General features: G+C 32.7%; 12 protein-coding genes. 8 read left to right on the top strand and 4 right to left on the bottom strand.

Going from position 1 to position 15,596, the window contains the following annotated elements; all coding sequences use genetic code 11:
- Positions 1-334: 334 nt before the first annotated feature.
- From NNL09_RS05535 to NNL09_RS05545, 3 genes are all read right to left on the bottom strand, one after another.
- Positions 335-1,663 carry a hypothetical protein gene (locus tag NNL09_RS05535; protein ID WP_196909389.1) on the bottom strand — a complete coding sequence of 443 codons (1,329 nt, stop codon included), beginning with the start codon at positions 1,661-1,663 and terminating at the stop codon, positions 335-337.
- A 41-nt stretch (positions 1,664-1,704) separates the two neighbouring features.
- Positions 1,705-4,515, bottom strand: coding sequence for a TonB-dependent receptor (locus NNL09_RS05540; protein WP_196909390.1), 2,811 nt, complete (start codon positions 4,513-4,515; stop codon positions 1,705-1,707).
- A 381-nt stretch (positions 4,516-4,896) separates the two neighbouring features.
- Positions 4,897-5,256 (bottom strand): toxin-antitoxin system YwqK family antitoxin, encoded by a 360-nt coding sequence (locus NNL09_RS05545; RefSeq protein WP_025664391.1) that lies wholly within the window; start codon positions 5,254-5,256, stop codon positions 4,897-4,899.
- Between the two features lie 270 nt (positions 5,257-5,526).
- Between NNL09_RS05545 and chrA the strand changes: the two genes are divergently transcribed.
- The 5 genes from chrA to NNL09_RS05570 all read left to right on the top strand — a co-directional run bounded on the left by chrA (position 5,527) and on the right by NNL09_RS05570 (position 12,593).
- Positions 5,527-6,657, top strand: a complete 1,131-nt coding sequence (chrA, locus tag NNL09_RS05550) for a chromate efflux transporter (RefSeq protein ID WP_196909391.1) — start codon at positions 5,527-5,529, stop codon at positions 6,655-6,657.
- A gap of 282 nt (positions 6,658-6,939) precedes the next feature.
- Positions 6,940-8,139 (top strand): porin, encoded by a 1,200-nt coding sequence (locus tag NNL09_RS05555; protein ID WP_109097267.1) that lies wholly within the window; start codon positions 6,940-6,942, stop codon positions 8,137-8,139.
- Positions 8,140-8,216: 77 nt separating this feature from the next.
- A complete protein-coding gene (locus NNL09_RS05560; protein ID WP_196909392.1) occupies positions 8,217-10,604 on the top strand; it encodes an inorganic phosphate transporter in 2,388 nt (795 codons plus the stop codon).
- Between the two features lie 226 nt (positions 10,605-10,830).
- Positions 10,831-11,514, top strand: coding sequence for a response regulator transcription factor (locus tag NNL09_RS05565; RefSeq protein WP_025664395.1), 684 nt, complete (start codon positions 10,831-10,833; stop codon positions 11,512-11,514).
- Positions 11,514-12,593, top strand: coding sequence for a cell wall metabolism sensor histidine kinase WalK (locus NNL09_RS05570; RefSeq protein WP_025664396.1), 1,080 nt, complete (start codon positions 11,514-11,516; stop codon positions 12,591-12,593). Before NNL09_RS05565 ends, NNL09_RS05570 begins: the two co-directional genes overlap by 1 nt.
- On the opposite strand, the gene NNL09_RS05575 is transcribed toward NNL09_RS05570, so the two are convergent.
- On the bottom strand, positions 12,531-13,586 hold the full coding sequence (locus tag NNL09_RS05575; protein ID WP_025664397.1) for a glycosyltransferase: 1,056 nt from the start codon (positions 13,584-13,586) through the stop codon (positions 12,531-12,533). The two genes, NNL09_RS05570 and NNL09_RS05575, sit on opposite strands and share 63 nt — an antisense overlap.
- A 294-nt stretch (positions 13,587-13,880) precedes the next feature.
- On the opposite strand from NNL09_RS05575, the gene trmB reads away from it, so the two are divergent.
- From trmB to NNL09_RS05590, 3 genes are read left to right on the top strand one after another with little or no spacing between them, the layout of a single operon-like run.
- Entirely contained in the window at positions 13,881-14,555 is a 675-nt protein-coding gene (gene trmB, locus NNL09_RS05580; RefSeq protein WP_196909393.1) for a tRNA (guanosine(46)-N7)-methyltransferase TrmB, read from the top strand.
- 14 nt (positions 14,556-14,569) lie between these two features.
- Positions 14,570-15,199: a LysE family translocator gene (locus NNL09_RS05585; protein WP_025664399.1), complete on the top strand. Its 630-nt coding sequence runs from the start codon at positions 14,570-14,572 to the stop codon at positions 15,197-15,199.
- Positions 15,190-15,552, top strand: coding sequence for an MGMT family protein (locus NNL09_RS05590; RefSeq protein ID WP_025664400.1), 363 nt, complete (start codon positions 15,190-15,192; stop codon positions 15,550-15,552). Before NNL09_RS05585 ends, NNL09_RS05590 begins: the two co-directional genes overlap by 10 nt.
- Positions 15,553-15,596: the final 44 nt, after the last annotated feature.

Consider the following 15,596-nt stretch of genomic DNA (forward strand, 5'->3'; position numbering starts at 1 on the left):
TATAAGGTTTATTTACATCAATCGAGAGCCATTTATCTATACCATTTTTTGAGTCTCGAATATCGATAGTAATACAAAATCTGTTTTTTATAAATTATTAGAGAATTGTTATGAAGATGTTAAACCAGATAAATTCATAGAATCTGTCTTAACAATAAGATAAAATACGGTAACAAAATATAAGATTCCTAGATGAGTTTTCTTTACGTTTTTTATCTTCTAATTTGATTATTAATATTTTACAAACGACCTATTCTGAAATAAGCTAAAAAAAAGAAGCCTGGCGATTAGCCAAGCTTCTACAATTCAAATACTTAAAATATGGGATATTATATTATTGACGAGTCCAATCTGATGTCCAGGTATCACTCTCTTGTAATGCTCCTGCATAGTTAGCAGCGTCAAAAAATGCTCCTAGTGTAGAAGGATCAAAATTATCTACACCATCTACAGCAGTAGTATACGAATAAGTCCCTCTGAAACCAGTAATTTCAAAACCAGTTGGTATAGCAGTACCTGCACTATTAAAAGGAGCACCAGAACCATCTACAGTAAAATTATTAAACGTTGCAAAATCTGCGAGATCAACAGTTGCACCACCATGATCTAAATCAAATGACTTTGCATTATCAATGATAGAATTTCTAACAATTACCTCATTATTATTAAGGTTGATTAATGTTTGATCATCGTCTACTTCAATCCCTTTTCCTGGGAATGCTTTAATTATAGCATTGTACAACGTTACTTTGGTTCCTGCTCTAAATTCAATTCCTTTATTTTCTCCATCACCATCTTCTGCACCGATTAGTGTGATATTAGATAAGGTAGGATTAGAGAATGGTGCTGCATCTGGTGTAGAAGATAAATTATCTGCTTCGATTCCTTTATCTCCAGCTGCAGAAGTTTGCTGTGCGATCCAGAATTGTCCATTTCCGATCCATCCATCTGTCCAGTCAAAAGAATCATCCCCAGCACCAGTTACAATAGCATACTTTAAGTTTACAGTTCCGCCAAAAAACTCTATTCCGTCATCATTTCCGTTAAAAGCCTGGATGTATTCTAAAGTAGTTCCATTACCAACACCGTATAATGACAGTCCGTTATATTCTGCATCATCATTAATTTTTCCTCCTGTATATTCTAAACGTACATAACGTAATATCCCTGAGTTATCTGCTGGATCGGTTCCTCCATAGGTAAGATTTGCAACTTCTGTAGTTGCTGTAGTACCTCTATTGATAGGAGCTTTACCTGCTAATAATAATCCTCCCCAATCTCCTGGATTAGGAGTAGATTTATTAGAAGTAAACACTATAGGTTGTGCTGCAGTACCTTCTGCGATAATTTTTGCTCCTTGCTCGATAGCTAAATATGAGAACACTCCTCCTACATCACCTGCAATAATTTTTGTACCTGCTTCGATCGTTAATGTAACTCCATCTACCACCGATACACCTCCTCTTAGCTCGTATACCTCACTAGATTTTAATGTAACATTTTGTGTAATCTGACCCTCTAATATTTCGGTTCCAGAAGTATCACCACCAGAACCTCCCTGGTTGATTGTGATATCTCCGATATTATCTTCCTGTATGGTACAAGCACTAAATAAAACTGCTGTTCCGATTACTATTCCCGTAAGTAAATTTTTAGTTTTCATTTTATATAATGATTAATTTTAGTTGTGTTTTCTGTTTATAATTAAAGTTTAAAAGTAACCCCAAGGCTAAAGTTGATTCCGTTATCAAATTTATAGGTGGTAAACTCCTGACCTAAGTCTTCCTGATCCTGGTATCGTTCTATAGATGGATTTAATAAGTTTTTAGCTTTAAGGCTTATTTCAACATGCTTTCCGATCTCATCTTTGAAATTAAAGTTTAGTACTCCAAATCCTTTTTCGAAAATATCTCCTACCCCGTTTCCACCGGCAGAATACACACGATCTCCAAAAATGTTAAAATCTAAAGCTGAAGTAATTTTGTGATTACCAAATTCTTTGGCATATACTACATCTGCATTAACAAGAAAAGGAGAAGCTCCTTGTAATTGTCTTTCTATATTAGTTGGTGCAATATTAGAACCATTAAAAGTTGTAATCGTTGGGTCAATTTCTACCTTTGTATACATTATTGTGGTATTAACACCAAAGTTTAGGTTGTTCCAAACTGTTTCTTCTGTCTTAAAGAGATTACCCAGATTCTTTCTATATTCTAATTCTGCTCCAAAAATGATTGCATTATCAGAATTGATAAATGTGTTTACATTTGAAGCTGATGCTACAAACACTTTTTCGATTGGGTTTTCGATATATTTCCCAAATAGTGTAGCTGCTACTAATTCACCAGTCTGCTCAGGAAAATGTTCCCATTTGATATCAACATTATAATTATCAGAATTACTAAGAATAGTATTTCCCAGAGTAGCTTCGGTAACATCTTCATCTAAGAAAGGTGCTATTTCTGTAAATTTTGGTAATGTAACCGTTTTACTAGCTGCAAAACGAAGGTTTGACTTTTCGTTTAACTCATATTTCAAACTTATACTAGGGAGAATAAAAGTTTCGTCTATCTTTTGTGTTTTGAAAGGAGATGTTTCTAAATCTTGTTGTTCTCTATAGAATACATTTTGTTCAAACAATTCTGCACGAATACCTCCATTGAAGGTTAGTTTCTCTGTTAACGCATATTGCAAATTTGCATACCCTGCAATGGTTGATAAATCTGCCTCATAAATTCTTGTTGGATTAAGGTTTTCTAAAACGATGTATTCTCCGTTAAGAAAATTGGTTTCATTTAATAATGCATCTGGATTATTAAAATCTACATTTTGATTTACCAGGCTATTAAGATTATAGTTTAACTGATTAGATTCAAAATCTCTATCTTTTGATCTTCCTGCTACTCCAAAAGTTAATTTATTTTTAAAGTTATCATCTTCATCTTTTCCGAAATTAATATCAAAATCAATTTTTCCAGAATAATCATTTTCATTCAATTCCTGATAAAAACGTTGGTTATTTGCTAAATCCGGACTTGTACGGTTTCCTAAAACAAGGTTTCCGTTTTGTAATTCTGTAAACACCAATTGACGTCTGTCTGGTATTAAGCCCTTTGCTTTGTTATATGCAAATCCCCAATTTAACTGATACTTTCTTTCGTTAAATCTATGTTCTCCGGTAAGTTGTTGTGTAAACAGATTATTTTGTTCGTAGGTTCCTCTTCTTAAACGAATACCTACATCTGTATCTTCACTACTTACACCATCTGTAAATTCTCTAAGCTCATCTTCGGTATCATTAACAAATAAAGTAGTAGCAAGAATCTTATTGTTACTGTTCCATCGGTATCCTATACTTCCTAATATTGTGGTATTCGTAAAATACTCATATCGATCTACATTTTTAAAATTCCCTATTCCGGTAATACTTTCTCCCTGAGAGTTAAAAGCAGCCTGATTACCTCCCAAAGCAGTTCTATGGCTTTGATCAAATGATGCGGTAACCAATACATCTAACTTCTGATCTTCTGCAACTGTAAAGGTTTTACCACCGGTTATACTCATACCTCCATCGGGAGCATTAAATCTTTTTACCGGATTAAAGGAAGTATCAAAAGGATAGTAATCTATTTCTGTACTATTATAATTGTAATTCGGAATATCTAAGAAAACAGGAACTCTTCTAGATCCATCATCTAATCCCCATTCATCGTATTGCCCACCATTAAGTAAGAAAAAATCATTACTAACAGCATTAGAATTTACTCCCGAACTAAAACCAACTTCTAAAAAACCTTTTCCGGGACGATCTTTGGTATCGATATTTACACTTGCTCCAGCAAAATCACCATAAATATTAGGAGAATATGTTTTATAGATTCCTAAATTCTCAACTATATCGGTCGGAAAAATCCCAAGATCAATAAGTTTTAACTTTGGATTTAATGACGGAATAGGCAGTCCATTTAAATAGGCATTGTTATAACGATCTCCTAATCCACGAACATATAGTTTATCACTCTGTCTAGAAATACCAGTTGCTTTAGTTAAACCTGTAGCAACATCACTTACTCCTTTTTTAGAAAGTTCTTGCGCTCCTATCTTTTGTTGAATAGTCACCGCATTTTTTTGTTCTAATAAAATAGCTGCTTCAGATTCCTTTTTAGTAGTAGTTTTAATTACAACCTCATCTAGTGCAGCTGCACTTGCTGCCATTGCAGTATTAACAGTAGTAGCTTCATTTGACTTTACGATTACATCTTTAATGTCTAAAGTTTCATATCCTACAAAACTAAACTCTAGTACATATGTCCCTGGTTCTACGTTTTCAATAGTATATAAACCATCAAAATCTGTAGTCGTTCCTTTTGTTGTTCCTTTAATTAATACATTAGCAAAAGGTAAAGGTTGATTATTAGATTCCTTGTCTAATAATGTTCCGGTAATCGAACCGGTTTCTTGCGCGAAGAGTATTCCTACAAAAAATAACGCAAAAAGTGTAACAATTTTTCTCATTTAACTTGTTCTGAAATTCCCGGCAAAGAACGACAGGTAGTGTTAAATGTGTGTTATTCAAAAATTAATTATGTGTCATATTAATGTTAGGTAAATGTTATCATCCCATGTTTATAGCATGTTTTCTTAACATTAATAATTTGTTAGAGGTAACTGTAAAGGATTGAGAATAAAAAAACAATGAGAATTTCTCTCTTCGACAAAAACTTACTTAATTGTTAAGAAAAGCCTCTGTTATATAGGGAATGTAAAAAAATATTAAAAATTTCCTAAGAGTAAAAAGTCAAATTGTAGAAGTAGTGTTGTTATTTTTTGAAGATTTTACCTACAAAAAAGACTTCCAAATTGGAAGTCTTTTTTGTGTATTTTTTGTAGTAAAATCTAGTTTTTATAATTCACAACTACATTGTCTTTACCCGACCAAGTTGTTACATCAGCGATTTGATTTTTATCATAATTTACTTCTGATAACTTATCTGCATTCCAGAAAAACCATTTTCCTGTTTTTACTCCATTATCATATTGCCCCATGGCAATTTTCTTTCCAGTAGCATCATATGATTTCCACTCTCCATGAAGCTTACCTTCTTTATTATAGAAACCTTGTTGTCTTACTGTTCCATCTTCAAAATAAAATGTACCTTTAATCTGATCTCCTTGCTTTTCAAAAGTAGGTTTTACATCCTGAGCCATTACAGTCGCCGAAAATAAAATGGCCATTGCTACTATTATCTTTTTCATGATTTTAAATGTTTTATTATTATTTGGGATGTCGACTTATATTATAAAAGTAATATTTATTTTACATTTAAACAACATTTCGGTAACATTAAATTAACATTAATCCCGTAATATACTTATTTTCATTTGTTTAGCTTGCTAAAAAACTCTCCTTTGTAATATTTAAAATTATCAATCCAGTCTTATTTTTATTATCATGACCAGTATTATATTTATACTTTTGATGACGTTAAATTATTCTGTGTCATTTTATAGGTTTATTATATTTAAATGAATAACAAGAAAAGACTTATTGAGGTTGCTATTGTTTTTTTTAAACTAGGTTGTTTTGCTTTTGGTGGTCCGGCAGCACATATTGCCATGATGGAAAATGAAGTAGTAGATAAAAGAAAATGGATGGATAAACAACATTTTCTGGATCTTATCGGAGCCACTAATCTAATTCCTGGTCCCAATTCTACCGAAATGACCATGCATTGTGGGCATGAGCGTGCAGGAACTGCTGGTCTATTTGTTGCCGGAGCCTGTTTTGTTTTTCCCGCAGTAGTTATTACAGGAGTGTTGGCCTGGTTTTATACTTCTTATGGAAAGCTACCCGAGGTAACTCCTTTTATTTTTGGTATCAAACCCGCCGTACTTGCTATTATTTTATCGGCAATTCTAAAATTAGGAAAAAAAGCATTAAAAAACTGGGAACTAGGTATAATTGGAGTTTTAGTACTAATTATTAGTTTATTGGGAGTAAATGAAGTTATTGCATTATTAAGCGCAGGTCTTTTTGGAGCACTATATTTTTATTCTAAATCTAAACTAAATACCTCACCCAAATCCATTGCCCCATTCTTCATATTTAAAATTTCTACATTTACTTTTATTAAACTTTCTTCTATAAAAGTTCTTTGGACATTTTTTAAAGTTGGTGCTATATTATATGGTAGTGGTTATGTTTTATTTGCATATCTAGATGCAGAATTAGTTACAAAAGGCTGGTTAACCAGATCAGAATTGATAGATGCCATTGCAGTTGGTCAATTTACACCAGGTCCTGTTTTATCTACCGCAACCTTTATTGGTTATCAATTAGCTGGATTTTGGGGAGCCATAGCAGCTACACTAGGAATCTTTCTTCCTTCTTTTCTTTTTGTATTACTTCTTAATCCATTAGTACCCAAAATGAGAAAATCCAAAATACTTAGCTATTTTCTCGACACTGTCAATATTGCTGCAGTTTCTATCATGTTATCGGTATTGTTTACAATGTCTTTAGATACCTTAATCGACTGGAAAGCAATACTTATTGCTTTGATAGGTGTTATTATGATTTTTGGGTTTAAGAAAGTAAATCCCATGTGGATTGTACTTGGAGGATCACTTTTGGGGTACGTGTTAAGTCTTATATAGAGCCACTTTTAACGATAGCTTAAAGTTTTGGTAACATAAAAACTCGCCAAATAAAATATTTTTGGCGAGTCGTAAGACGACATTTGTAGTTTCAAAAAATCATATTAGTTTTTGTCGACTTAGATTTTTGAAATACAGGGCTAACCGAAAACGGTTAGCCTTTTTCGTTTTTGCATAAATACTTAAAAAAAACATTTTAATATAATCATTATAAAACATTAAGTTAACATTAACTTAACATTGGTACAGGTTCTTTGCAAGCGACAAAAACTAGTATCGATTATGAAATTAAAGAATACACTAACAGCGTTAGTTCTATTTACGCTTTGTTTTGTAAATGCTCAAGAAACTACTGAGACCAAATTTGGAAAAGGAATCTTAAATGTCGTTGCCAAAGATAGCTCGTGGAGCATGAAATTTGCAACCAGATTTCAATTACTTTCTACTACCGGTTGGGATATTAACGATAATAATTATAGCAAGCCAGAAACCAACTTCCTCGTAAGAAGAGCACGTTTAAAATTTAGCGGTTTTGCTTATAGCCCAAAAATTAAATATAAAATAGAATTGGGGGTATCTAATAGAGATATTTCTGGAGCTTCAGAATTCACTAGCAATGCTCCACGTTATATTCTAGATGCCGTTATAAAGTGGAATTTCTATAAAAACTTTACACTTTGGGCCGGACAAACAAAATTGCCAGGGAACGTAGAACGTGTTATTTCTTCGGCAAACTTGCAATTAGTAGATCGTTCTAGGTTAAATAGTCGTTTTAATATAGATCGTGATTTAGGAATACAGTTAAGACATCATTTTAAATTATCAGATAAATTCATCATTAGAGAAATTTTTGCAGTTTCCCAGGGAGAAGGAAGAAATATTACCAGTGGAAATTTAGGCGGTCATCAATATACAGGAAGGCTAGAATTGTTACCTTTTGGCAAATTTAAAAGTAAAGGAGATTATAAAGGAGGAGATCTTAAGAGAGAACAAACTCCTAAATTAATGCTGGCAGCTACTTATGACCTTAATGCCGATGCTGTAAAAAACAGAAGTAATCAAGGATCTTATATGCAAACCAGTACTGGTTTTTACGAGACTAATATCTCTACCATATTTGTAGATGCTATGTTTAAGTACAAAGGGTTTTCTTTTATGGGAGAGTTTGCCGATAGAGAAGCTGATGAAGCAATTGCAGTAGAAGAAGATGGAACACCAACTGGAGATATAGTTCAGGTTGGTAATGCGATAAATCTTCAAGCTGGATATTTGTTTAAAAGTAATTGGGAAATAGCAGGACGCTATACCAATCTTAATTATGATGCAATTGTTGGAAAAAATCTTGAAGAACAATATACCCTTGGGGTATCAAAATATGTAGCTGGTCATAACTTAAAAGTTCAATCCGATATAAGTTATACCACTGAAGATGGTAATGGTAGTGGGTTAATGTATAGATTACAATTTGATATACATTTCTAAATCACAAGCTAATACATAACAGTTTGGTAACATTAAGCTGAGAATTGATTATAATATTTGCACCTTAAACAAAAAGTATGGATAATATTTATTTATTAATGGTAGTCGCGCTAGCAATATTAGCGGTTGCCGACCTTATTGTGGGAGTTAGTAATGATGCTGTTAACTTCTTAAATTCTGCTATTGGTTCTAAAGCAGTTTCTTTTAGAACAATAATGATTGTTGCCAGTATTGGTATTGCAGCTGGAGCCGTTTTCTCTAGTGGATTAATGGAAGTAGCGAGAAAAGGAATTTTTAATCCTGGTGAATTTTATTTTGATGAAATCATGATCATTTTTATGGCAGTTATGATTACCGACATTCTCCTTCTCGATTTTTTTAACACGCTGGGGATGCCAACTTCGACAACGGTATCTATTGTATTTAATCTTTTGGGAGCAGCAGTATCTATTGCACTAATTAAAATTGGAGCGGATCAAGGGTTAGCTTTTTCTGATTTAGGAAATTACATTAACACCAAGACAGCAACAAAAATTATTAGTGGTATTTTGCTCTCGGTAGTGATAGCATTCTCGGTAGGTGCTATTGTACAATTTATAACTCGTTTATTACTATCCTATAATTTTGAAAAGAAAGCTAAATGGGTTGGTGCTTTATTCGGAGGAATTGCATTAACTGCATTATTGTATTTCATTTTCATGAAAGGAATTAAAGGAACCAATTACGCCAAAGCTATAGTTGATGTTGTATATAATGGAGGTCCTGAAGGGCTATTAGATTGGGCCAATACTTATTTTGGTAGTACGTATGAAAATGTAAAGGAACTGGCAAAAGCTCAGAAAAACCTTTTCAAGATAGATGGTAATGCAGGAACAATCAAAATGACTTTAAGAGGATATTTAGAAACCTATGTATTTCAGATCGTAGCTGCCGGTTTTGTATTGTGGTCAGTATTATCTTACCTACTTATTAATTTCTTTAAAGTAAATATCTATAAGCTTATCATTATTGTAGGTACATTTGGATTAGCATTAGCTTTTTCGGGTAACGATTTGGTAAACTTTATTGGTGTACCTATAGCGGGCTGGCAATCTTATGAAGCCTGGGTAGCTTCTGGTATTCCTGCTACAGAGTTTTCTATGGATGTTTTAGCCAAAAAAGTAGACACTCCAACTTTACTACTATTTGGTTCAGGAATAATAATGGTACTTACATTATGGTTTTCAAAAAAAGCTCGATACGTTGCCGATACCGAAATTAACCTTTCTAGAGAAGGAGAAGCCAAAGAACGTTTTAAACCAAATTTTCTATCAAGAGGTGTTGTAAGAAGTACCGTTTTGATATCTCAGGGACTAGGTATTATTACACCAAAACCTGCAATGGAGTTTATAGAAAAAAGATTTACTAAACCCGTTATAGACTTACCAAAGAATAAAAGCTACGAAATGCCTGCATTTGATATGGTAAGAGCTGCAGTAAATCTTATGGTTGCCGGAGTCTTAATTTCTATTGCAACTTCTATGGGATTACCACTTTCTACAACCTATGTTACTTTTATGGTTGCAATGGGTACCTCATTAGCAGATAGAGCTTGGGGAACAGAGAGTGCAGTATATCGTGTAGCAGGAGTGCTTAACGTAATTGGCGGATGGTTCTTTACCGCTATAAGTGCATTTGTCGCAGCTGCAACAGTAGCGTTTTTGATTAATCTTGGTGGCCCTATAATGGTTGCAGTATTATTACTTATTGCTGTATTGCTTTTGGTAAGAAACACTATTAATTATAGAAAGAGAGTTAAAGCAGAGAAAGCAGAAGATAGTCTTAAAAATTCTGAGAGCAGCTCTGTTCAAGGAGTTATCGAAGAAAGTGCAGATAATATCAAATCCTTTGTAAACAGAGGAAATAAAATTTACACAAGCACAATAGAAAGCCTTGTGAAATATGATTTAATCGCCTTAAAGAAAAGTAAAAAAGGAATTGCTAAACTAGATGAGGAAGTTGAAGAGCTAAGAGACAATATTTTTTACTTTATCAAGAATCTGGATGAGTCTAGTGTAGGTGCCAGTAATTTTTATATTAATATTTTAGGGTATCTACAAGATATGTCTCAGTCTTTAGAATATATCACTAAAGCAAGTCACAAACATGTAAACAACAATCATAAAAAACTTCGATTTAATCAGATTAAAGATTTAAAAGAAATCGAAGAACAATTAAATGAGTTGTTCGGGCAAATCAAAAAAGCATTTAGTGATAGAGACTTTGATCATATTGATACCATTATTAATGAAAAACAAGAACTCTTTAATAAGGTAAATCAAAAAATTGATAAACAAGTTGCTAGAACGAGAACTGAAGAAAATAGCCCAAAAAACACCACCTTGTATTTTGGATTACTATTAGAAACCAAAGATCTTATTACCGCAACAATGAACTTGTTAGAGACCTATAGAGAACACAAATAGTAGATCTCACCACTAATAAAAATTGTAAAAAAGGCTAAATATATTGATGTTTAGCCTTTTTTATTTTTAACTTCACTATATGAATTTGGCACAAAAAACCATCACGTTAAGCAAATGTTATCTACTCACACAACTAATGTTAGCTTATCGTTACCAAATCTATATAAATATGTATACTTCGTATTAAGTGGTATATTTATCCAATGTTATGTAATGCTATACTATAATGAACAAAAAAGATATTACGATACTATTAGTTGATGATGAACCCGATATTTTAGAAATTGTTGGGTATAACCTTACTGCAGAAGGATATACAGTAATAACTGCAGAAAATGGTGTTGAAGCTGTAAAAGCTGCAAAAAAGAAAAAACCACATCTAATTATTCTTGATGTAATGATGCCAGAGATGGATGGTATAGAAGCCTGTGAGCATATAAGAAAATTACCAGACTTGCAAAATACAATCATCACCTTCCTTACAGCACGTGGCGAAGACTATTCTCAAGTTGCTGGTTTTGATGCCGGAGCAGATGATTATATCACAAAACCCATTCGCCCAAAAGTTTTAGTAAGTAAAGTAAAAGCGCTATTAAGAAGACTTAAAGAAGAAGAGTCTTCAGACAATGTTGTTAAAATAGGAAATTTGGTCATTAACAGAGATGAATACAAAATTGTTAAAGACAAAAAAGAAATTGTATTACCAAGAAAAGAATTCGAATTACTATCTTTATTGGCCTCTAAGCCTGGCAAGGTTTTTAAGCGAGAAGATATTCTTGATAAGGTTTGGGGTAATGAGGTCATTGTAGGCGGTCGTACAATTGATGTGCACATTAGAAAATTAAGAGAGAAAATCGGCGATAATAGTTTTAAAACTATTAAAGGAGTAGGATATAAGTTTGTAGTTTAATGGCAGAAAACTTTAAAAAGTCGTATAGATTTGCATATCTATCTTCTTTATATATAACCATATTATTAACGCTCGCATTGAGCGTTTTTTTATACATTCAATCACTGTTTAATCCATTTATTATAATTGGTTTTATAGTGCTTTGTTATCTAATTTGTTTTCTCATTATTCAGTACAGGGTAGAAAAGTTTATTTATCGTAGAGTACGTAAAATCTATGATGATATCGAAATGCTGGAAGTAGATTCTATCGGAGAAGGCCCTGTAACTACAGATATGAGAACTCTTATCAAAGAAGTTGAAAAGTTTGCCCAACAACGAAAAACAGAGATCGAAACTCTAAAAATTAGAGAAGCTTATCGTAAAGAATTTATGGGTAACGTTTCTCATGAGCTAAAAACACCCTTATTTACTGTTCAGGGGTATATTCTTACCCTCCTCGATGGCGCAATGGATGATCCCGAAATTCTTGACAAATATTTAAATCGTGCAAACAAAGGAGTTGAACGCTTGATTTATATTGTAAATGATCTGGATATGATTACCAAACTTGAAGTAGGTGATCTTAATCTTAATTATACCAATTTTGACATTGTAGAATTAGTACAAAGTGTGTTTGATTTATATGAAATGAAAGCTGCAAAAAAGAACATTGCTCTTACGTTTGATATGAATTATGAAGAACCTATACTCGTACATGCCGATAAAGAACGTATACAACAAGTACTTTCTAATTTGATTGTAAATTCAATAAAATACGGAAAAGAAGATGGCACTACAGAAATAAGCATCGAAGATTTAATCCGTAATAAAACCATTGTTAGAATTACAGATAATGGTGAAGGAATTGCGCAAGCCCATATTCCACGATTGTTTGAGCGTTTTTATCGTGTAGACAAAAGTGGATCGCGTAAAGAAGGTGGATCTGGTCTTGGGCTAGCTATTGTAAAACACATTATCGAGGCACATCATGAGCGCATTTATGTAGAAAGTGATTATCGAGTGGGAAGCGAATTTTCATTTACTTTGGAAAAAGTGAAAAAGTTCCCTATAGTCAATATCGGTACTAAAACTACTTAACCCTCTGTATGCATTTAAATCCCTTAGTTTTGTTAATGTAAACTCGTTCTGATTACAACTAGGAACTAGCTTATTAACCGTTAAACGCTCTGCAAGATATTCTTGCTCAAACTGTCCGGGAGTTGGTATAAAGAAAGCTTTTTTCTTCAATTTTGCAAGATCCATTACTGTTGTATATCCAGATCTTGAAATAATCAGGTTACTACTATTAATAGTATCTTCCAGATCTTTTCCAGTTAAATAATTATGAATAGTAATATTATTTTTCACATACGTCTGTTGGGTTTCTTCAATAAGTCCACGTACAAATACAATCCTCTTATCACTTTGTTCAAATTCATAAAACAGCTTTTGCTCTAATAGCGTACGTTGTGGTTCTGGGCCAGAAAGCAATACCATAATATCATATTTTTTAGGCACAATTTGATACTCAAATCTACTTAACGGCCCAAGATAAGTCACAGGAATATTGTTTCTCTTAGGATGCCCTAACTCACCACTAAGATTAGGATCATCTGCCATATCAGGAACCCAACACACATCAAATTTTTTAATATACTTATTATGTAGTTTAGTACTAATAGAAGTAGTTTTTCCGCTTAATACAGTAAGTTGATGCGTAATAAATACCGAAGGAATACTCTTATGTCGTACTCCCATTCTGTTATCAGAGATAATACCACAAAAATTTTCCTCTTCAATGATTTTTTTTATTGCCTTTTTTTCAGCACTAATTGCATGAGCAATTTTAGGACTGTTTAACAACATCTTTAATTTGAAATTACTCCCTTTTTTAGAATACTCTATATTATAAGAAGGGAGTTCTTTGGTAAGTAGCATAGGGAACTCCTTCTTTAATAGTGATAAGGCAACCCCATCAGAAGCAATAACAGGCTCTAAACCTTCTGCTAGTAATGCATTGATAATAGGAATACATCGGGTTGCATGACCTAGTCCCCAATTAAGAGGAGCAACAAGTACTTTTTTATTCAAACGTTCTAGTATTTAAGTTGTTATAGTAACTATCAATTTGATTCTTAATAATAAAAGTAATCCTATTTTCTTATGCATATATTTCCTTAATTTTACCAAAAAATTATCTTAAGTGAAATTTTATATTCAAAAACAAGAATGTATTGATTATTTAATTGAATCTGAATGATAACAAATACAGATATTCTATATAAAAAATTACATCAACCGTATTGAAAAAGACAATATCGAAAAGAGTTAGTGTAACACAAATCGAATTTAAAAGACAAGTAAGTAAAGAAATTAAGAGGATCAGTGGGTAGTAAGAATAAATTAAAACGATTTAACGAAAACAAAACCTTTCATAATGTAGTAGAACCTACTAGAGAGGATGTAATCAATAATACATTAGGATATAAAGGAAAATGGAATGATAATTTTTTCAAAAACCAAAATCCAATCGTTCTAGAGTTAGGTTGTGGTAAAGGAGAGTATACCGTAGGGCTAGCAGAAAAATATCCTGATAAAAATTTTATTGGTATTGATATTAAAGGGGCACGTTTTTGGCGAGGAGCGAAAACCGCAATAGAAAATGAGATGTCTAACGTAGGGTTTATAAGAACTCAAATAGAATTAATCGATCATATTTTTGAAAAACAAGAGATTGATGAAATATGGATTACCTTCCCAGATCCACAGATCAAATATAAACGTACAAAACATCGATTAACCAATCATGATTTTTTACAACGTTATAAAAAAATCCTAAAACCAAACGGCATTGTACATCTTAAAACAGATAGCGAATTTATGCATGGATACACATTAGGACTATTGCATGGCGAAGGGCATAATGTACTCTATTCTAATCATAATGTGTATCACAATGAAGGGTCTCCAGAAGTTGTAACTTCGATTCAAACTTTTTATGAAAAACAATATTTAGAACAAAATAAACCTATAACTTACATCCAATTTAAGATCACGTAATTACCTCATTAATTTTGGAAACTACCAAACTATTTTTAGTTACATTTTTTGCATCACTAGTTGGAGTAATTCCTCCTGGATTGGTAAATATGACAGTAGCCAGAACTTGCCTAGAGAGAGGTAAAAATAATGGAATTTTAGTTGCAATTGGTGCATCAATAGTTGTAATATTTCAGGCATTAATAGCAATTCTTTTGGCCAAGTATATTTTCTTCAATCCATATGTTAGAAATATATTACTTCGTACAGGAGCAGTGATCTTTTTTTTCATGGCTATCTATTTTTTTGCAAAAGCAAAACAAAAAAGCACAAAAATAAAAGTATATCGAAATAATGACACCAGAAGCTTTTTTAAAGGTGTTATGATGTCTGCAATTAATGTATTACCCATACCCTATTTCTGTGCTATTGCCGCAGGAATGAGTGTTAGTGGAAAAATAGAATACGATACCCTGCGAATTACTGCTTTTATCATAGCGGCTGGAGCAGGAACCTTTGTAACCCTCTATTTTTATGTATTTTCTTTCCTTAAAATCGAAAAGAAAACTGCATCTATTGCCAAATACTCTAATTATTTTATGGGAATATTAATGTTGATTCTAGTAGTGATAACCTTAGCAAGAATTATATATACATGGGAGTAAAGAAAAATGATATAGATACCGGATCAGAATCTGACACAAATTTTTTTGAAAGAGTATATGAAGTTGCCAAACTTATTCCATACGGTAGAGTCACTTCTTATGGAGCTATCGCAAAATGTTTGGGTGCAGCACGTAGTGCTCGAATGGTAGGTTGGGCTATGAATGCCTGCGGAGGCCGTGAAGATGTTCCTGCCCACCGTGTTGTAAATAGAAAAGGAATTCTTACCGGAAAACATCATTTTCAAGGCACTAATCTAATGCAACAGTTACTAGAAAATGAAGGTGTTGAAGTTGTAGATAACCAAATTATAGATTTCGAAAAACTGTTTTGGGACCCTATGAAAGAGTTATAATCCTTCTAATCTCCTAATTTTTCAAAAATTTACAAATATTAGGA

The sequence above is a fragment of the Aquimarina sp. EL_43 genome, from assembly GCF_943422735.1.
Taxonomy (GTDB): domain Bacteria; phylum Bacteroidota; class Bacteroidia; order Flavobacteriales; family Flavobacteriaceae; genus Aquimarina; species Aquimarina megaterium.